The organism is Mobilicoccus pelagius NBRC 104925, assembly GCF_000247995.1.
Lineage (GTDB): Bacteria > Actinomycetota > Actinomycetes > Actinomycetales > Dermatophilaceae > Mobilicoccus > Mobilicoccus pelagius.
Genome location: NZ_BAFE01000062.1, coordinates 15910 through 35043, shown reverse-complemented (window position 1 = coordinate 35043; position 19134 = coordinate 15910). Strand labels below are relative to the sequence as shown.

Here is a 19134-nt window from a genome sequence, read left to right as displayed (position 1 = left end):
CATCGAATGCACCTGAGACCGTAGGGGAATCGGGGCGTCCCGGCCTTAGCCTGAGAACGTGCCCATGCAACCGCTCCTCGCGAGTCTCCTGGCCGCCGCGGAATCCGCGCCGACGGACGTCACGTTGCGTCTGCACCTCGTCGACCTCCTCCGGGAGCACGGGGAGACGACCGAGGCGATCCGCCACTGCGGCGCGGCACTCTCCGTGGACCCCCTCGCCGAGGCGCCCCGGGTGATGATGCGTGAGTTGCTCGGGGTCCCCACGCCCCCTCCCGCCACCCCGTCCACCGCGCCCGCCTCCGCGTCCCCCGCGCAGGCCACGCCCCCCGCGTCTCCCACTCAGTCCTCGGGGGCCGCCCAGGCCGCGGCCGCCTACGGCGCCCCCCTCCCGCTCCCCGACGCCGGGGGGACGGACGACGCACTCCCCGACCCGCGGGACCCCACGCGGTCCGAGCAGCCCGAGGGGCCCGAGGAGCGCGAGGACCTGTGGGCCGAACGCGTCAACGTCACCCTCGCCGACATCGGCGGCATGGACATCGCCAAGGAGCGGCTCGAGGCCGCCGTCCTCGCCCCGATGCGCAACCCCGAGCTGAGGCGCCTCTACCGGCAGAGCCGCACCGGAGGGGTCCTCCTCTACGGGCCGCCCGGGTGCGGCAAGACGTTCCTCGCCCGCGCCACGGCCGGTGAGCTCGACGCCCGATTCCTCTCGGTGACGTTCGACGGTCTCTCCCACGAGGAGCAGGTCGACGAGATCGCCGCCGTGTTCCAGGCCGCCCGTGATCAGGCCCCCGTCGTCCTCTGCCTCGTCGGCATCGAGTTCCTCGGCGGCGCCCGGTCGGGTGAACGGCGCGGTGCGGCGGGGCGCAGTGTCAACGCGCTCGCGGCCGAGCTCGACAAGGGCCCGGAGGGCAACCTCGGCATCACGGTGATGGGCACGACGAACGCGCCGTGGGAGGTCGACCCCATCCTCCGTCGTCCCGGCCGGCTCGAGCAGTCGCTGCTCGTCCTGCCCCCGGATCGGACGACGCGTGAGGTCGTCCTCCACCAGCAGCTCGGCGAGCATCCCGAGGTCGACATCGCGCAGGTCGCTCGCAGGTCCCGCGGGTACTCAGGCCGCGACCTCGCCGCAGCGGTGCGCCTCGCCGAGATGCGTACCGACACGGTGACTACCCAGGACGTCCTCGCCGCGCTCGCCGAGCAGCCCCCCTCGGCGCAGGAATGGCTCGACACCGCCTCCCGGGAGACGGCCGTCGTCGCCGACCACACGTCCTACGTGGGACTGCGCGAATACCTCGCCGCCCGCCGCGGCGACCCCGGCGGGCCGGGAGCCCCCGCCGGCCCGGACCACGGCGCCTGGATGTCCTCGCCCCGTTGACGGGCGGATCGCGTCAGGCGCCGGGGAACTCGGCGAGCTCGTCGTCGAGCCGAGAGGTGAACTGCGTCGCGATCTCGAGCTGCTGCGCGAGGTCGACGAGGGCGGCGTGCATCTCGCTGTTGAGATCGTCGAGGCGGGAGTGCGCTTCGCGGCGGGCCTCGTCGGTGCCGTCGGGATCCCGCAACACGTCGAGGTCGGCGAGGATCTCCCGCATCCGTTCGAGGGTGAAACCGAGGGGCTTCATCTGCATGATCGTGAGGAGACGTTGGACGTCGACCTCGGAGTACATGCGGAACCCGCCGCTCGTGCGCGCGCTCGGCGTGATGAGCCCCGTTTCCTCGTAGTACCGGATGCTCCGCAGGGACAGGCCGATGCGTGCGGCGACCTCCCCGATGCGGAAGCGGGGGACGGGATCGACGTCACGCATCTCGGCGCCTGCGAGCCCGCGTTCGGGCGGGGTGACGTAGCCCGGTGTGTGGCGGGGCGTCGTCCCCTTCGACGTCCCTGCACGTTCTTCGCTCTTCACGAGTCGACCTCCCCGATGTACGACCGCTCAGTCTAGGGGGTGGGGCCGTCCGGCGGTGGAGGCGGGAGGAGCCCCGCACCCTCGGACTCTCCACCGGTTCCGCCGCCGCGGCCCTCGCGTCGGGTCGCGCGCACCTGCGCGGTGGCGCCGGCGACGACCGCCCCGATGCCGTGGAGGGTGACCGATCCGAGGTTGTAGTAGGACTCGTGCCCGAAGACGGGCAGGAGCAACGCGCGGGAGCCGTCCGGGTGGACGACGGGGCGGGTCCGGGTCGAGAGCGAACGGATCCCCGCGACCTGGTGCGTCGGGGCGCCGAAGACGCCGAGGAGGGCGACGAGGTCCCCGGGGGCGGCCGCCGCGTACACCTCGCCCTCCGGAACGTGGAGGGTGGCGACGTCGGTCGTGAAAAGTCCCGGGCAGCCGGCGACGGCCGCGGCGTCGAAGACGCCGGTCGCCGCGAGGCCGAGACCGAGGACGGATCCGCCGTAGGAGTGCCCGGAGCCGGTGAGCCGCGTGCCGGGCAGGCAGACCGTGCGGAGCCCCTCGGCGCACCGCACGAGGTCGGGGACGGCCTCCTGCGCGTAGTGGGGGTCGGCGGCCTGGCCGGGGAGGAGCAGCGGCACGCCGGAGTCCCCCAGTGGGCGCCGCACGGCGATGTCCTGGGGGGTCTGGTAGCCGATCCAGTCGAGGACCGCGACCCTCACGGCGCCCACGTACCGGCCGGCCTCGGCGCGGAGGTTCGACATCCACGCCATCTCGCGGAGGAGTCGCAGGTCGAGGCTCGTCGTCGCGCCGGGCACGTGGAGGACGACCCGGTCGGCCGTGTCGAGGTCGCCGAGGAGCACGGCCGCCCGCAGAGGATGGGAGCTCGCGTCGAGGAGGTAGCACCACCGATGCGCGACCGGTGTCGTGATGCGGTCGAGGTCCTCGCGGATCCGGTCGTCGGCCCAGTCGTCCGTCGCGGTCTGCGGGTCGAGGACGGCCCGCAGCTTGAGCAGCCCGCGCAGGTCGCTCGAGTCGCGTTCGCGTTGGAGCAGCTCCTCCGCGTCGACGTCGTCGCCCGCGTCGGTGCCGCCCGTCGTGCCGGCGGTGCCGATCCCGCCGATCCAGGGAATGCCGCCGTCGGCGCCGGTGCCCGGGCGGTGCCCGGCACTGCGACGCCGCTCGATCTCGTCGTCGAGGACGCGGAGGTTGGCGCGGTGGCGAACCGCCAGGGGAAGCCCGTCGGCGCCGCCGACGAACACCGGGTCCGAGAGGAGCACGTCCTCCCGTTCCTGCTCCGTCATGGCCGCCCACCAGGCCGCGACGACCTCGGGGTCGTCGTCCGGGGGCCGTGGGGGTAGGGGCGCCCCGCTGAGGGCGAGCCGCGGGGCCCGTCGACGCACCGCGGCGGCCTCGAGCCTCAGGTCGGTGACGAGGCGTTCCGCCCAGAGGAGTTCGACGCGGGTGCGTCCGGCGAGGATCTCGTCACCGAGGGAGTCGAGCCGGCGGGGCAGCCGGGTGACGGCCTCGTGCGCGAGGCGCGCGTCGGCGAGGCCCCCGGCGAGCTCGTCGGCGATCCGCTCGAGGGCGCCGGCGAGCGTTTCCTCCGGCATACCGCCCACCGCCTCCCGTGGGGTCAGGCCGCGTGGCGCCCCAAACCGGCCGTCGTCTGCACCTGCTCGTACAGGCCCTCGAACCGGTCCAGTGTCTCATCGAGGCTGTGGCGTCGGACGATCTCGCGCCCGGCCAGTCCCATCCGCCGCCGCATCTCGGGGTCGTCGAGGAGGCACTGGAGGCGCTCGGCGAGCTCGTCGACGTCGCCCGGGGTGTAGAGCCACCCGTTGCGGCCGGGGTGGACGAGGTGCGGCAGGGCCATCGCGTTCGCGGCGACGACCGGCTTGCCCGCCGACATCGACTCGAGGGTGACGAGGCTCTGCAGTTCGGCGACGCCGGGCATGCAGAAGACGTCGCTGCGGCCGTACGCCTCGAGCAGTTCGGACTCCGTGACGAACCCGCGGAACGTCGTGCGGTCGGTGAGACCCCGCTCGCGCACCTGCGCCTTCCACTTCTCGCGCATCGTGCCGTCCCCGACGATCTCGAGCTCGAACGGCGTGCCGGGGCGCAGACGGGCGCAGGCGTCGATGAGTTCGCCGACGCGCTTCTCCTGGTCGAGGCGGCCGACGAAGAGGATCCGCGGCACGTCGTGGGGGGGCGCCGCCTCGGTGGCCGCCGCGTAGGGGGCGGCATCGATGCCGCATGAGATCGGCAGCGCGTCGGTGATTCCCGCCTCGCTCGCGAGGAGGTCGGTGGCCCGCGGCGTGGGGGCGGTGACGACCTGGGCGTGGGAGAACACCCGGGCGAGGTCGCGCCAGGCGAGACCGCACGCGAAGGAGGCGATGCGACCGTGGACGGGGACCGGCAGCTGGTCGGTGAGGTTCTCCGGCATGAAGTGGTTGGTGGCGACGAGTGGGATGCCGAACTCGTCGGCGCCGAGGCACGTGTACCGGCCGACGACGAAGTGCGCCTGGGCGTGGACGACGTCGGGGCGCACCTGCTCGAGCACGGCACGCACCTCCGAGCGGGTGTGCCACGGCAGACAGACGCGGAACTCCTCGTGGAACGGGTACCGCGTCGAGCGCACCCGGTGGACGATCACCCCGTCGCGCTCCTCGATGCCCGACGGGCCCGTGGTCGAGGGGGCGAGGACGTGCACCTCGTGGCCGCGACCGTGGAGGCCGACCGCGAGACGCTCGGCGAAGCGGGCCGCGCCGTTGACGTCGGTGGGGTATGTGTCACACCCGATCATGATCCTCACGGGGTGTGCTCCTCTCGGGTGGGTTGCGTGTGGTCCGGTGCGGACGCGGTGGCGGGACGGGCGGGCGGGCTGGTGCGGTGGTGCATCGGGGCGGAGGCCGCGTCGATCCGTTCGCCGCGACGGGCGGGCCGGGTCGGACGAGGCGACGACGGCGCCCCTCCAGGAGCAACGTCGCCGGCCTCCGGATGGTGCCGGGCGAGGAGGAGGACGCCGACGGCGGCGACGACGCCCGAGACGAGCATGATCGTCGTGTGAACCGGCGACAGCCGTGCCCCCTCACCGAGGAACGCGATGCCGAAGAGGACGGCGACGACCGGGTCGACGACAGTGAGGCTGCCGAGGACGACCGCGGGCGGCCCGTTCGCGTGGGCGTGCTGGATCATCCACCCCCCGGCACCGTAGAGGGCGAGGATCGCCGCCGTGTACCCGAGGACGTGCCACGTGAACAGGTCGCCCTGGGCGACGAGCATCGTGTCGGTGCGGAGCAGCGCGGACGCGAGGCCGTAGACGACGGCCCCGGCCGAGGCCCAGGCCACGCAGCGCAGCCAAGGGGGGCCGAAGGAGCCGAGGAGCGCGAGGACGGCGGCGACGACGCCGATGCCGAGGGCGGCCCCGGCGACCTCGACGGCGTCGACGTGCGCGGCGTTGTCGCCGTCGCTCGCCGCGGCGAGGACGAACGCGGCGACCGCGAGGACGGTGACGGCGACGGCGAGCACGACGGACCGGGACGGCGCACGACCACTGCGTCGCGCGGCGACGACGACGGCGAACGGGATCGCGAGGACCCCGACGGGCTGGACGATCGAGATCGGTGCGAGCGCGAGGCCGATCGCGTGGACGACCCCGGCGACGACGATGATCCCGACCGACCCGAGCCATGCGGGGTCGCGGAGGAGGGAGGACATCGCCCGCCCGCCGACGAGCCGACGCTCGTGCCCCTCGGCGGTATGCGTCGTGACGGCCACCCCCACGGCGGTCGACTGCACCGTCGCGCCGATCGCGAAGAGGACCGCGGCGATCGTCGCGAGTGCGACGGCGATGGCGATGAACAGGGCGGCCTCCTTCCGCGGTGCGACCGTGGGTGCCCTCGTCGCCCAGGAGGACGACCGGCCGATTTCCCGGCCAGTCTAGGCAGCGACGTGGGTGACGGTCTGCCGTTGTCCTGGGACGGGGCGGGCCGTTCACCTGCACGTCGTCTCCCCGGCGTGGAGTCGTCACGTCGACGGGCGGATCGGGCGGACCGCCGGGAGAGGGGTGACCCGCCCGGTCGGGATAATGCACGGGTGGCACACGCGGCGGGAGACGACCCGGGACCGAACTCGGCGACCCACGACCTCGTCGTCGTCCCCCGGCCCCCGGGCGCGGGCGACCTCCTCGTCACGGCGCGGCTGCGATGGCCCGGCCTCCTCGGCGCGACCGTGCTCGGCCTGTCGGCGCTGTCGCCGAGCTTCCTGCCCCGCACGTGGTGGATGACGGCGTTCAACCTCGGCCTCTCGCTCACCCTCGGCTACGGACTCGGCCTCGCGCTCGCCTGGCTCCTACGCCTCTTCGCCCGCTCGACCGGGCTCGTCGTCCAGATGCGGGCGGGGGCTGCACGGTGGGTGCGCCTCGTCCTCGCGCTCGTGCTCGCCCTCCTCCTCCTCGACGGGGTACGTCGCAGCATCGTCCTCCAGGACGACATCGCCCGCCGCCTGCGGGCCGCGCCCTACCCGACGACCGACCATCTCCTCGGGATCGTCGCGGGGCTCGTGCTCTTCGGTGCGCTGCTCCTTCTCTTCCGGTCGTTGCGGGCGTTGTTCCGGCTGTTCCGTCGGACCTCGCGGCGGTTCCTCCCGGGCCTCGTCTCCGGTGTCGTCTCGCTCGTCCTCGTCGTGTGGCTCGTCGTCTTCGTGTCGAACGACGTGCTGTTCGCCCGCTTCGTGGAGTCCGCCTCCCGCAAGGCGACGGAGGTCAACGCGGAGACGCCGCCCGGCCGCGTCCCCCCGACGGAGTCGACCCGTTCGGGTGGCACGGGATCCCCGGAGACGTGGGAGAGCCTCGGACGCCAGGGCCAGGGGGTCGTCGCGGACGGGCCGCGGCGGGCCCGCATCGAGGAGGTCACGCACCGCCCCGCCAAGGAGCCCATCCGCGTCTACGCGGGCAAGCGTGGCGACCGGTCCCTCGAGGAGACGGCCGACGCCGTCGTCGTCGAACTCGAGCGGACGCACGCGTTCGACCGGTCCGTGCTCGTCGTGATGATGCCCGCCGGGGAGGGGTGGATCCCCGAGTGGCACCCGAGCTCGGTCGAGTTCCTCACCCAGGGCGACAGTGCGATCGCGTCGATGCAGTACACGTACCTGCCGAGCGCGCTCGCCTACGTCACCGACAAGAGCACCGCGGAGCAGGCGGCGCAGGTGCTCTTCGGCAAGGTCGAGGCGGCGGTGCACCGTCGACCCCCGGGCCGCCGGCCCAAGCTCTACATCGCGGGGGAGTCCCTCGGCGCCTACGGCGGCCAGGCCGTCTTCACCGACAAGGACGACCTCCTGCGCCGCGTCGACGGTGCGATGTGGACGGGCACCCCGCGGATGAGCCGGTTGTGGCAGGAACTCACGACGCAGCGGCAGCCCGGCTCCCCGGAGATCGCCCCCGTCATCGACGACGGCCACCACATCCGGTTCGTCACCGAACGGCAGAACTCCGTCAACGACTTCTACGGACGTCCCCTCGGCGAATGGCGCGCCCCCCGGGTCGCGCTCGCACAGAACCCCACCGACCCCATCGTCTGGTGGTCCCCCGACCTGCTGTGGCGGGAGCCCGACTGGCTGCGGGAACGGGCGAGCACGCGGGTGACCTCGGCGATGCGCTGGATGCCTTGGGTGACGTTCAGCCAGATCGCGAGCGACATGCCCCGCTCCGTCGACGTGCCCGGTGGTGAGGGCCACCGCTACCAGGAGGACCTCGTGCCGCTCTGGGCCGGTGTGCTCGGCAAGGATCCGATGGCGGACTACAGGTCGATCCAGGAGGCGATGCGCGCCGACTACCACGTCTTCTGAGGCGAGCCCCGCCCCGTGGAGCGCCGGGCGCCGGGGTGATGGGAGCGCGGGTCGGGTGGAGGCGCCGCCACGCAGGGCCGTCAGGACGTCGGGTGGGTGCCGGTGACGGGCAGGGGCGCCGTGGCGCCCCCGGCGCGACGAGCGGCCTCGACGATCTCGCAGGGGACGAGCGGGAACGTCGCGTGGGTGGGCAGGCCCCGGCACCGCACGGCGCTCTCGGCGAAGACCTCCATGGGGGATGCCTGCCCACCCTCGGCCCACGTGCGGGAGCCGAGTGCCGTCGCGACGTCGGCCCGCAGTTCGGACGGCCACGTCGTCGCCTCGGCGTGGGCGATCTCGTGGGCGATCGACGCCTCGGTGTACTCGGGGTCCTGACCGTCGAGGACGACGATGCGGCGCGCCCGCCGGTCAGTGGCCGAGGCGACGTCGCCTCCACCGGACGCCTGAGACCACTCGGGTGGGAGGGCGGAGAGGCATTCGAGGGTCCACCCCGCGGGGATCTCGGGGGCGTAGCGGCGTGCGAGCTCGGGACACGGGGAGGCACCGTTCCGTGCGCCGTCGCCGGGGTCGGCACCCGCGACGTGGGTGCCGGCGACGAGGAGGACGGCCCCGGCGAACAGCGCAGGGACGGCGAAGGGGACCCGCCGTGGCGTCGGTCGTGGCGTCGGTCGTGGGGTCGGATGCGGGGACGGGTGCGGGGACGGGGAGGCACACCGCGTGCGGTCCGGGCGGAGGTGCGGGCCGAGGTGCGGCATGCGGTGCCGAGCGAGACGCCGATCGACGGTCGTGGACGCGGGTGCGGGGGTGGGGCGAGGCGACACGGAGACCTCCCGGGGTGGTATGGACCACTCCAGGGTCACTGCAGGTGGGGAGGCCGAACGGCGTCGTCCACAGCAGCGCGCCGCGCCGTCGTCCCCCGACGTCGGGATGTGGACGACCGTGCCTGCGGGGCTCGCCGACGGCCGGGGCTCAGGGCTGGGGCATCATCGAGCGCCACGGGCGGTGGAGCCGGTAGCGCAACCCCGACATCTCGGTGGGGGTGATGGCGACGACGTGCTGCTTCTCCGAGCGGATCCACGGGCGAAGCCGCAGCTGGTCGGCCCATCGCGCCTCCTCCTCGGAAAGCTCGACGGCCGGGCCACGGACGATGACGCTCGAGGCCCACTCGGGGCCGATGTCGTCGATCTCGAACGCGACGGTGCCGCCGCGGAGGATCGCGGACAGCTTGCTGCCCTCCGCGGTGCGGAACACGAGCCGCCCCTCGTCGACCGCGTAGTTGATGGGGACGATGTACGTCTCGCCGTCCAGGCCGTAGGCGAGGCGGCCGAACTCCTCGCGCTGCAGCAGTTCCCAGCATTCCTCCCGGGTGAGGGAGGCGACGTCGGTGGGCATGGGGCGTCCTCGGCGGAGGTGGCCGCGCCGGTCGCGGCCGGGTCCGTCCAGCGTAGGGGAGCGGGGCCCGCCATCGGCCCGGGGACGGCACCCGGGTTCGATGGGCAGGGGGCACCCCCTAGCCTGGAACGTGAACGCCCGGCTCCGGCGGCGCCGTCCGCGCCCCGGGCCTCCCTTCGAGCGGACGCCACCGGTACGACCCGACGGTCGAGGTCGACCCCGTGGCCTGCACGCCGCCCGTGCGTCGCCGAAGACCGCTCGACCGATCACCTTCAGGAGGATCATGCGCTCGTCCACGTCATCACCCACACCGCCCGGTTCAGAACCGCCGTCGGAGCGCGAGCTCGCCCTCACCGACGACGAGACCGTGAGCGCGTCCGACCCCGAACCCGACCCGCGCGCGGCGGGGCACGGCGCCTACTGGCCCGTCCTCGCCCCGGCCGGGGCGATCGTCCTCGCCTTCGTGGCCCTCGCGGCGCTCATGCCGGCGCGCTTCAACGCGTTCCTCAAGGGGATCAACACGGCGGTCGTCAACGGCATCGGGTGGTACTACGTGCTGCTCGTCGCCGGGTTCGTCGTGTTCAGCCTCTACTGCGGGCTGTCCCGGTACGGCGACGTCACCCTGGGCCGCGACGACGAGGAGCCGCAGTACGGCGTCATGTCGTGGTTCGCGATGCTCTTCGCCGCCGGCATGGGCATCGGCCTCGTGTTCTGGGGCGTCGCCGAGCCGCTCAACCACCTCGCCAACCCCGCCCCCGGCGAGGTGACGATGGACGTCGACGCCGCCGCGGCCGCGCAGGACGCGATGGCGACGACGTTCCTCCACTGGGGTCTGCACGCCTGGGCGATCTACGTCGTCGTCGGCCTCGCCGTCGCGTACGCCGTGCACCGCAAGGGCTACCCCGTCTCCATCCGGTGGGCTCTGGCCCCCGTCTTCGGTCAGCGGATGCGCGGCCGTCTCGGTGACGTCGTCGACGTCGTCGCCGTCGTCGGCACGCTGTTCGGTGTCGCGACGTCGCTCGGCTTCGGCGTCGTGCAGCTCGCCACCGGCCTCACCGACATCGGGATCATTGGCGAGGCAGGCATCGGCGTCATCCTCACCCTTGCCGCCGTCATCACCGCGCTCGCGCTCCTGTCGGTCGTGAGCGGCCTCGACGTCGGCATCAAGTGGCTCTCCAACGGCAACCTCATCCTCGCGGGTGTGCTCATGGTCGCCGTGCTCGTGCTCGGCCCGACGCTGTTCATCCTCCGCGAGTCCGTGCAGAACCTCGGCGTGTACCTCTCCCGTCTCGTCGAGCTGAGCTTCCGCACCCTGCCGTTCCGCGGCGAGCCGGGCGAGACGTGGCTCGGTGCGTGGACGACGTACTACTGGGGCTGGTGGATGAGCTGGTCGCCGTTCGTCGGCATCTTCATCGCCCGCATCTCCCGTGGCCGCACGGTGCGTGAGTTCGTCCTCGGCGTGCTCCTCGTGCCGACGCTGCTCACGTTCATCTGGTTCTCCATCCTCGGCGGCACGGCGATCTACCGCCAGCTCACCGACGGGGGCCTCATCGGCGCCGACGGCACGGTCGCCACCGAGGGGGCGCTCTTCGAGATGCTCCGCACGATGCCGGGGGCGCCGATCTTCATCGGTCTGTTCCTCCTGCTCCTCGTCGTGTTCTTCGTGACGAGCGCGGACTCCGGGTCGTTCGTCGTGGCGATGCTCAGCGCCGGCGGCGACCCCGAGCCGCGCGTGTGGATCCGCGTGTTCTGGGGCGTCCTCCAGGGCGCCATCGCGGCCGTCCTCCTCTGGGTGGGTGCCCGCGACGGTGCGCTCACCGACGGGTTGGGTGCGCTGCAGACGATGGCGATCCTCGTCGCGGCACCGTTCTCGCTCGTGATGATCGCGATGTGCGTCTCGATCTTCCGGTCGCTCCACGACGAACACCGGCAGACCCTCCGCCTCGAGCGGGCCGCGCTGCGTCGCGAACTCGCCCGCGAGATGGCCGAGAGCGACGAGTACGACTTCGTGCGTCCCTCGACGGGTGTCGACGGGACCGCCGGCGCCACCGCCGTGCGTCCGTAGGCGGGGCCGCCCCACCGGGTGCTCCTCGCGAGACCGCCGTTCCCACGCCGAGTGGGGGCGGCGGTCTCGTCGTCTCCGGCCGTGTCGCGACGGGCGGCGGGCTCCTCGCGATCGGTGACGACCGACGGTGCGGCGGCCCTCCGCTCGACGTGGGAAGGTGAGCGGTGCCGACCGGTAGGATCGTCCGACTTTCGGGCCCCACGCCGGCGCCTTCGTCGAGAGGAACACCCATGAGCGAGAACGCCTCCTACCGTCTGTCCGACACAGCGCTGCTGTCGGTGAGTACCGTCGACGCCCCCGAGGTGGTCACCTCGGACCACATCGACGAGCGGTTGCAGTCGGTCTACGAGGAGACGGGGATGCTCTCGGGGCAGATCGAACGTCTCGCGGGGGTGCGCAGCCGGCGCTGGTTCGGCGCCGACGAGGACTACACCGACGGTGCCGTCGAGGCCGGCCACCGGGCCCTGCAGGACGCGGGCGTCGACGCCTCGCAGGTGGGCCTCTGCCTCAACGCGTCGGTGACGCGGCCGCATCTCGAGCCCGGCATCTCGGCCAAGGTGCACGCGCAGCTCGGCCTGCCGCGGTCGTGCCTCGCGTTCGACATCACCAACGCGTGCCTCGGTGTCGTCAACGCGATCCACGTCGCGGGCACGATGATCGACGCCGGCCAGATCGAGTACGCGCTCATCGTCGCCTCCGAGGGTGCCCGTCAGATGCAGGAGGCGTCGATCGCGCGCCTCACCGCGGGCGGGGCGACGAAGCAGGACGTCAAGGACGCGTTCGCGACGATGACCCTCGGCAGCGGCGCGGTCGGGCTCGTCCTCGGCCGTGCGTCGGATCACCCTGAGGGGCACCGTGTCGTCGGCGGCATCGTCCGGGCGGGCACCGAGCACCACGAGCTCTGCGTCGGCGGCATGGACGGGATGCGCACCGACAGTCGTCGTCTCTTCGTCGAGGGCCTCACGCTCGCGACCGAGGCGTGGAACGAGGCGAAGGAGGAGTGGGACTGGTCCGACATGGACTGGTACATCGCCCACCAGACCTCGATCGCCCACATCAAGGGCCTCTGCGAGACGCTCGACCTCCCGATGGAGAAGTTTCCCCTCACGATCGACACCTACGGCAACATCGGGCCGGTCGCGCTGCCGTTCACCCTCGGCGTCAACCAGCACCGCATGACCAAGGGGCAACGGGTGCTCCTCATGGGCATCGGCTCCGGCCTCAACACCGCGTTCACCGAGGTCGAGTGGTGACGGCACCGATGACGTCCTCGCAGGTGGAGGACCGTGCGGAGGAGATCCGCGGTCGTCTCGTGCGGATGCCGGGTGTGGACCCGTCGTGGTCGCGGCTCGTCGAGGCCGTCGACGCCGACGGCGTGCCGCGCACGTGGCACCTCCTCGACACCCATGCCGGACGGGACGCCACGGACGTCCGCGGCACCCTCGTGTGCGTCCACGGCAATCCGACGTGGTCCTACCTGTGGCGCCGCCTCCTCGCCGCTCCGCCGGAGGGGTGGCGGGTCGTCGCCGTCGACCAGCTCGGCATGGGGTTCTCCGAGCACCCACAGGGCACGCTCGGCAAGCCGCGGCACCTCGCCCAGCGCCTCACCGACCTCACCGGCCTCACCGACGTCCTCGACCTCGGCGACCGCGTCGTCGTCGCCGGGCACGACTGGGGCGGCATGGTCGCGACCGGATGGGCGCTCGCCCACCGCGACCGGCTCGCCGGGATCGTCCTCGCGAACACGACGGTGTGGCACGACTTCGACACCGGTCTCCCTCTCGCACTGCGCTTCTCCCTCGCCCCCGCCTCGTTGCGGGCGGGCACCGTCGACACGCCCGCGTTCGTCCGTGGGACGACGGCCGTGAGCAGCCCCCGTCCGCCGCGACCCGTCCGCGACGCCTACGCCGCGCCGTACGCCACGGCCGCCGACCGGGCGTTCGTCGGCCAGTTCGTCGCCGACATCCCCACCCGCCCCGGCGACCCGACGCGGGCGACGATGACCGCGCTCGCCGACGGGCTCACGGCCCTCGGTCAGGAGCCCGATCCCGTGCCGGTCCTCCTCCTCCGCGGCCCCAAGGACCCGGTCTTCTCCGAGGACCACCTCCGTGACCTGCGGCGTCGCCTCCCGCACGCCGACGTCCATCGTTACGAGGGTGCCTCCCACCTGGTCCTCGAGGACGCGCCCCGCACCGCCGCCGACGTCGCCGCCTGGATCCGCGCCCGCGTCGAGGGGCAGGCTCCCGACGACGACCCCGCCGGTGCGCCGCGGCCGACCGTGAGCGACCTCGCCGTCGGCACGTCGACCCGTCCCTGGGCCGGACTCACCCGCATGGCGGGGGAGCACCCGAGTGCGCTGTGCGTCGCCGAGATCCGCGACGGCGAGCCGGCGTCCGCCGTGTCGTTCGGGCAGCTCGAGACGGCCGTCGAGCATGTCGCTCTCGGCCTCCGCGCGGCCGGGGTGCGCCCCGGCGACCGCGTCGGGCTCCTCGTCGAGCCCGGTGTCGACCTCACGACCGCCGTCTACGCGTGTTGGCGTGCCGGGGCCGTCATCGTCGTCGCCGACGCCGGTCTCGGATTCGCCGGGATGGGGCGGGCCCTCCGCGGCGCGGGCACCGACCACGTCGTCGCGATGTCCACCGCGCTCGCCGCCCTGCCCGCGATGCGCATCCCGGGGCAGCGGTTCGTCGCCGGGGACGTCCCCGCCGCCGCACGCCGGGCGCTCTCCGTCGCGGCGACGCTCGACGAGCTTCGCGCCGCGGGCCGCGAGCTCGCCGCCGCCGGCGAGTCGATGCCCGAGCTCCTCACCGGTGACGCCGACGCCGCCGTGCTCTACACCTCCGGCGCGACCGGCCCGAGCAAGGGCGTCGTCTACACCGTCGACCAGATCCGTGCGCAGGTCGGCGGGTTCGGCCACATCTACCGGCTGCGGCCCGGTGACCGGCTCGTCGCCGCGTTCGCCCCGTTCGCGCTGTACGGCCCGGCCCTCGGCGTCGCGGGCGTCGCGCCCGACATGAAGGTGACCGCCCCCGCGACCCTCACCGCCGCCGCCCTCGCCGACGCGATCCGCATCGCCGAGGCGACGACGGTGTTCGCCTCGCCCGCGGCGCTGCGCAACGTCCTCCGCACCGGCGGCGACGTCACCGCCGAGCAGCGGGAGGCCCTCGGCCGTGTCGAGGTGCTCATGTCCGCGGGCGCCCCCGTGCCCGCGTCGCTGCTCCAGGAGCTCCGCGACACCCTCATGCCGCGGGCCGAGATGCACACGCCCTACGGCATGACCGAGTGCCTCCCCGTCAGCGACATCACCCTCGACGAGATCGAGTCCCTCACCGGCGCCCCCGACGAGGGAGTGTGCGTCGGTCGGCCCATCGCGGGCGTCTCCCTCGCCGTCGCGCCGCTGCCTGCCGAGGTGGGTGATGGCGACGGGCCGCTCACGATCGAGGCGGGTGTCACCGGCGAGGTCTGCGTCCGCGCCGCGCACATGCTCGACCGCTACGACCAGCTGTGGGCGACGACCCACGCCGCCGAGCATCACCCGCTCGGCTGGCACCGCACCGGCGACGTCGGTCATCTCGACGCCGAGGGTCGCCTCTGGGTCGAGGGTCGCCGCGTCCACGTCGTCCACACCCCCGCCGGTCCCGTCACCCCGGTCGGGCTCGAACAGCGGGTCGAGGCCCTCCCGGAGGTCGCCTCCGCGGCGGTCGTCGGCGTCGGCCCCGTCGACACGCAGCAGATCGTCGTCGTCGTCACCCGCGAGGAGACCGCGACCGACGCGAGCGACACGTCGGGCGCGAGCGACGCGACCGGTCCGACGGATGGGACGGACGGGGCCGACGCTCCGGCGGCCGGAGCCCGCAGGGTGCTCCGTGCGGTCGCGGGGCGTCTCGGCGTCGCGCGTCGGGCGCCTCGTGTCCTCGCGGACGATGCGCTCGCCACGGCGGTGCGGGAGTCCACGGACCTGCCCGTCGCCGCGGTGCTCGTGCGGGCGTCGATGCCCGTCGACATCCGGCACCAGAGCAAGATCGACCGCGCCGAGCTCGCCGCGTGGGCCGAGCAGGTCCTCAGCGGGGGGATCGGCCGATGAGGGTCCTCGTCACCGGCGCCTCCGGGATGCTCGGCGGTGGCGTCGCCCGCGCCCTCGCCGCGCGGGGTGACGACGTCACCGTCCTCCAGCGTCGTCCGAGCGGACTCGCCGAGACCGCGGGGGTGCGGGAGGTGCTCGGCGACGTCGTCGACGCCGAGGCGGTCGCGCGGGCGATGGCGGGGCAGGATGCCGTCGTCCACCTCGCCGCCAAGGTCAACGTCATGGGGCGGTGGGAGGACTACGTCCGCGTCAACGTCGTCGGCACCCGCACGATGCTCGACGCGGCGCGACGTCACGCGGTGCCGCGGTTCGTCCACACCTCGAGCCCGTCGGTGGCGCACGCGGGAGCCTCCCTCGTCGGGGAGGGCGCGGGCCCGACCGATCCCGAGCAGGCCCGCGGCAACTACGCCCGCAGCAAGGCGCTCTCGGAGCGCATCGCCCTCGCCGCTGACGCCCGCAACGTCCGCGACGGCATCGGTCCGGCGGTCACGGTCATCCGGCCGCACCTCGTGTGGGGGCCGGGAGACACCCAGCTCGTCGCCCGGGTCATCCGTCGGGCGCAGGCGGGGCGACTGCCCGTCATCGGATCCGGCGCGGCGCTCGTCGACACGACGTACGTCGACAACGCCGTCGACGCGTTCGTCGCCGCCCTCGACCGGTGCGAGGCCGTGCGCGGGGAGTCGTTCGTCGTGACGAACGGGGAACCCCGGCCGGTGTCGGAGATCTTCGCCGCGTGGGCCCGCGCCGGGGGCGCCGACCCGTCGCCGACGCGCATCCCCACCCGTCTCGCGTACGCCGCGGGCGGGGTCGTCGACGCGGTGACCGCGGTGCGCGAGCGCATCGGCACGGTGGACGAGGCCGACCCGCCGCTCACGCGCTTCCTCGTCGAGCAGCTCACGACCGCGCACTGGTTCGACCAGCGTCGCACCCGTGAGGCCCTCGGTTGGACCCCGCGGGTCACCCTCGACGAGGGCTTCGAGCGGCTCGCCGCCGCCCGCTGACGCGGATCCTCCGGGGCCGCTCGGCCGGTGATCCCGCCGGGACTCACGCGTCGTGGTGCGGGCGGCGGGTTCGGCCCCCGGGGGCGCCCGGCCGGGTCGACCTGTCGGGAGGCGCGGGCCGGGTGATCGGTGTGGGGCAGACTCGGGGCATGACGACGCCTGCGGCTCGACCCTCCCGTCCCGATGTCGTGGAGACCGCGGTCACGGTCCTCCTCGGTGTGGCCTGGTCGGCGCTGCCCGACCATGTCGCCTCGCCGTCGCGGCGCCGGACGGCGCGGACGGCCCTGGTGGCCGCAGGTGCCGGGATCGTGGCGGTCCGTTCCGCGACGCACTCGACCCGGCACACCCCGATGGATGACACCGCGGTCGCCGAGTCCGCACCCGTCCACGAGGGCGTGCCCTCGGCCGCTGTGGCGGAGGACGGCCCAGGCGTGACCGGCGGGAACGGGGCGGTGCGCCCATGGGAGTCGATCCCGCCGCGGTGGCGTCCGCTCGTGGGCGTCGCGGGCGCGGCGACCCTCGTCGGCGGGAGCGTCCTGAGCCTGCGGCTCTCCCAGCGGATCGACGACGTGTGCGCGGCCCGGTTGGCGCGGGCGGGGGTGTCCTACCCCTACACGGTCGTGGGTCTCGGCTGGGGAGCGGTCGCTCTCGTGATGGCCCTCCTCGACCCCGACGAATGAACGCACCGGGTCGGCGCATCCCCGCCGCGAGGGGGCGGCGGGGCGACGGCGGGTCTCACGTGGCCCGGAGCCTCAGCCGGCGGCGTCCGCCGCACCGGGGGTCCGGGTGCGGCGGACGCCGGGGGCGTCGGCCGGTCAGGAGCCGATGATGCCGCCGTCCTTGCGGCGGATGACGACGGTGGCCGGGCGCGGGCGGCCCGCCGGGTCGTGGTCGGGCCACGACGACACGGCCTGCGGGTTCGCGGGCGTCGGGGCGCCGATCGCCTTCGTCTCCTCCCCGGGATGCTGGATGTTGACGAAGAGGGTGCGGCGGTCGGGGGTGCCCATGATGCCGGTGATCTCGGCGCCCTTGGGGCCGGTGAGGAACCGGCGGATCTCGCGGGTGCGGGGGTCGGCGCAGAGCATCTGGTTGTTGCCGAGGTTCTCGTACTCCTTGAGGAGCTGCTTGGAGTTCGAGACGTCGGTGGCGATCCACATGCGGCCGTCGGTGTCGAAGTAGAGGCCGTCGGGGGAGCCGAACGCGTCACCGTTGATGTCGACCTGTGGGTCCTTCGTCGGGTCGCCCGCGAGGACGAAGATGTCCCAGTCGAACTCGGTGCCGGTCTTGTCGCCGTGCCGCTCCGTCCAGCGGAGGATGTGGCCGTAGACGTTCTTCTTGCGGGGGTTGGCCGGGTTGGGCCCGGCGGTGCCGTTCGTGAGCGTGACGAAGAGTTGCCCGGTGAGGGGGTTCTCCTTGATCCACTCGGGACGGTCCATCGGGGTGGCGCCGACGGCGTCGGCGGCGCGGCGGGTGCGGACGAGGACGTCGGCCTGGTCCTTCCACCCGTTCTTCTTCGTGAGCGGACCCTGGCCGAACACGAGGGGCAGCCACGTGCCGGTGCCGTCCTCGTGGAACTTCGCGACGTAGAGGATGCCCTCGTCGAGGGGCGAGCGGCCCATCGCGCGGGCGGCGCGCCAGGGGCGCTTGCTCACGAACTTGTAGATGTACTCGCCGGACTGGTCGTCACCGGTGTAGGCGACGACGCGGCCGCGGCTCGTGGCGAAGTGGCAGTTCTCGTGCTTGACGCGGCCGAGGGCGGTGCGCTTGACGGGGGTGTGGTCGGGGTCGAACGGGTCGATCTCGACGCACCAGCCCCAGCGGTACTGCTCGTTGGGGTCCTTGTCGGTGTCGAACCGGTCGTCGGCCTCCTCCCACTTGTAGTGGGTCTGCCCGGGCTCGATGCCGTACCGCTTCTCCTCGTCGGTGACCTTGTGATTTTTGTCGGCGGAGCCGAAGTAGTCGGCCCAGTTCTCCTCGCAGGTGACGTAGGTGCCCCACGGGGTGTTGCCCATGGAGCAGTTCGCCATCGTGCCGCGGGCGGGCGTCTTCGCCTGGAGGCGCGGGTCCTTCGCGGCCGGTCCGGAGAACACGACCGGGGTGTTCGCGTGGACGCGGCGGTTGAACGGGGAGTCCGTGTGGGTCCAGCGGCCGCCGCGCTCCTGCTCGATCGCGATGACGGTGACGCCGACGGCGTGCTGGTGCTTGCGGACCTTCTCCGGGGTGACGGTGTCGAGACCGTCGGTGGTGAGGAGCGCCGGGTCGGTGTACTCGTTGTTGAGGACGAGGAGGCCCGCGTCGTTGTCGTCGTGGCGGCCACCGCGGCTCTTCCGGCGACCCCGGGTGTCGAACGGGAAGAAGTGCTGGCCGTCGTGGTTGTAGCCGACCTGCATCGCCTGCTCGAGGCTCGAGTCGGAGGCGTTCTTCTTCCATGCCGGGCCGTCGGAGAACAGCGGGGTGCCCCACGGGATGATCACGTCGGCGACGTACCCCTCGGGGACGTGGACGTCGTCGTCGGCGCCGACGGGGACGGCGGTGAAGCCCAGGAGGGGCTTGCGGCGGCCGTGGCGGGCGACGACGTCGGCGGTCGTCGCGGTGGGCGCCGCCGTGGGCGTCGCGGCCTGCGCGGCGGGCGCGCCGGCGAGGAACGCGATCGCGGCGAGGCCCATCGTGCCGCCGAGGACGTGCCGGCGGGAGACGTCGGCGTTCGCGATGTCGCTCAGGGTGCGGTTGCCGCTGGGGTTGGTGCTGATGTCGTCGCGGTCGAGGTGCTCGCTCATGGGTCCTCACGGTGTCGGTGGCGTCGTGGCGGGCTCGTGCCGGGCGGGTGCCGGGATCCTCGCTCACTCGAGCGCCGACGCTACG

The 19134-nt window shown here is 73.5% G+C and carries 14 protein-coding genes; 7 read left to right on the top strand and 7 right to left on the bottom strand.

Features of this window, described 5'->3' with window-relative positions:
* Positions 1-64: 64 nt before the first annotated feature.
* Entirely contained in the window at positions 65-1375 is a 1311-nt protein-coding gene (locus tag MOPEL_RS10055) for an AAA family ATPase (protein ID WP_009482795.1), read from the top strand.
* Between the two features lie 13 nt (positions 1376-1388).
* Here MOPEL_RS10055 and MOPEL_RS10050 read toward each other — a convergent pair whose 3' ends face one another.
* The 4 genes from MOPEL_RS10050 to MOPEL_RS10035 are packed head-to-tail and all read right to left on the bottom strand — an operon-like array spanning position 1389 to position 5684.
* Positions 1389-1901 (bottom strand): MerR family transcriptional regulator, encoded by a 513-nt coding sequence (locus MOPEL_RS10050; RefSeq protein WP_009482794.1) that lies wholly within the window; start codon positions 1899-1901, stop codon positions 1389-1391.
* 32 nt (positions 1902-1933) lie between these two features.
* Positions 1934-3496, bottom strand: coding sequence for an alpha/beta hydrolase (locus MOPEL_RS10045; RefSeq protein ID WP_009482793.1), 1563 nt, complete (start codon positions 3494-3496; stop codon positions 1934-1936).
* 23 nt (positions 3497-3519) lie between these two features.
* Positions 3520-4689, bottom strand: a complete 1170-nt coding sequence (locus MOPEL_RS10040) for a glycosyltransferase (protein WP_051992287.1) — start codon at positions 4687-4689, stop codon at positions 3520-3522.
* 5 nt (positions 4690-4694) lie between these two features.
* On the bottom strand, positions 4695-5684 hold the full coding sequence (locus MOPEL_RS10035; RefSeq protein ID WP_009482791.1) for a hypothetical protein: 990 nt from the start codon (positions 5682-5684) through the stop codon (positions 4695-4697).
* A gap of 297 nt (positions 5685-5981) precedes the next feature.
* Here MOPEL_RS10035 and MOPEL_RS10030 point away from each other — a divergent pair, with 297 nt between their 5' ends.
* A complete protein-coding gene (locus MOPEL_RS10030; protein WP_009482790.1) occupies positions 5982-7730 on the top strand; it encodes an alpha/beta-hydrolase family protein in 1749 nt (582 codons plus the stop codon).
* Positions 7731-7810: 80 nt separating this feature from the next.
* Here MOPEL_RS10030 and MOPEL_RS10025 read toward each other — a convergent pair whose 3' ends face one another.
* Positions 7811-8551 carry a hypothetical protein gene (locus tag MOPEL_RS10025; RefSeq protein WP_141631289.1) on the bottom strand — a complete coding sequence of 247 codons (741 nt, stop codon included), beginning with the start codon at positions 8549-8551 and terminating at the stop codon, positions 7811-7813.
* Between the two features lie 148 nt (positions 8552-8699).
* Complete coding sequence (locus MOPEL_RS10020) at positions 8700-9122, bottom strand: pyridoxamine 5'-phosphate oxidase family protein (protein WP_040633924.1); 423 nt, start codon at positions 9120-9122, stop codon at positions 8700-8702.
* Positions 9123-9405: 283 nt separating this feature from the next.
* Here MOPEL_RS10020 and MOPEL_RS10015 point away from each other — a divergent pair, with 283 nt between their 5' ends.
* The 5 genes from MOPEL_RS10015 to MOPEL_RS09995 all read left to right on the top strand — a co-directional run bounded on the left by MOPEL_RS10015 (position 9406) and on the right by MOPEL_RS09995 (position 16952).
* Entirely contained in the window at positions 9406-11187 is a 1782-nt protein-coding gene (locus tag MOPEL_RS10015; protein WP_009482787.1) for a BCCT family transporter, read from the top strand.
* Between the two features lie 230 nt (positions 11188-11417).
* A complete protein-coding gene (locus tag MOPEL_RS10010; protein ID WP_009482786.1) occupies positions 11418-12440 on the top strand; it encodes a 3-oxoacyl-ACP synthase III in 1023 nt (340 codons plus the stop codon).
* Entirely contained in the window at positions 12437-15271 is a 2835-nt protein-coding gene (locus MOPEL_RS10005; protein WP_245544761.1) for an alpha/beta fold hydrolase, read from the top strand. Before MOPEL_RS10010 ends, MOPEL_RS10005 begins: the two co-directional genes overlap by 4 nt.
* Complete coding sequence (locus MOPEL_RS10000) at positions 15268-16272, top strand: NAD-dependent epimerase/dehydratase family protein (protein WP_009482784.1); 1005 nt, start codon at positions 15268-15270, stop codon at positions 16270-16272. The genes MOPEL_RS10005 and MOPEL_RS10000 overlap by 4 nt, the downstream gene beginning before the upstream one ends.
* Before the next feature lie 149 nt (positions 16273-16421).
* Positions 16422-16952 carry a hypothetical protein gene (locus MOPEL_RS09995; protein ID WP_141631288.1) on the top strand — a complete coding sequence of 177 codons (531 nt, stop codon included), beginning with the start codon at positions 16422-16424 and terminating at the stop codon, positions 16950-16952.
* A 135-nt stretch (positions 16953-17087) separates the two neighbouring features.
* On the opposite strand, the gene MOPEL_RS09990 is transcribed toward MOPEL_RS09995, so the two are convergent.
* Complete coding sequence (locus tag MOPEL_RS09990) at positions 17088-19049, bottom strand: PhoX family protein (RefSeq protein ID WP_009482782.1); 1962 nt, start codon at positions 19047-19049, stop codon at positions 17088-17090.
* Between the last annotated feature and the right edge of the window lie 85 nt (positions 19050-19134).

Coding starts and splice junctions, on each gene's coding strand:
- MOPEL_RS10055 (WP_009482795.1), top strand. CDS start 65: ATGCAACCGCTCCTCGCGAGTCTCCTGGCCGCCGCGGAATCCGCGCCG.
- MOPEL_RS10045 (WP_009482793.1), bottom strand. CDS start 3,496: ATGCCGGAGGAAACGCTCGCCGGCGCCCTCGAGCGGATCGCCGACGAG.
- MOPEL_RS10040 (WP_051992287.1), bottom strand. CDS start 4,689: ATGATCGGGTGTGACACATACCCCACCGACGTCAACGGCGCGGCCCGC.
- MOPEL_RS10020 (WP_040633924.1), bottom strand. CDS start 9,122: ATGCCCACCGACGTCGCCTCCCTCACCCGGGAGGAATGCTGGGAACTG.
- MOPEL_RS10015 (WP_009482787.1), top strand. CDS start 9,406: ATGCGCTCGTCCACGTCATCACCCACACCGCCCGGTTCAGAACCGCCG.
- MOPEL_RS10010 (WP_009482786.1), top strand. CDS start 11,418: ATGAGCGAGAACGCCTCCTACCGTCTGTCCGACACAGCGCTGCTGTCG.
- MOPEL_RS10000 (WP_009482784.1), top strand. CDS start 15,268: ATGAGGGTCCTCGTCACCGGCGCCTCCGGGATGCTCGGCGGTGGCGTC.
- MOPEL_RS09995 (WP_141631288.1), top strand. CDS start 16,422: ATGACGACGCCTGCGGCTCGACCCTCCCGTCCCGATGTCGTGGAGACC.
- MOPEL_RS09990 (WP_009482782.1), bottom strand. CDS start 19,049: ATGAGCGAGCACCTCGACCGCGACGACATCAGCACCAACCCCAGCGGC.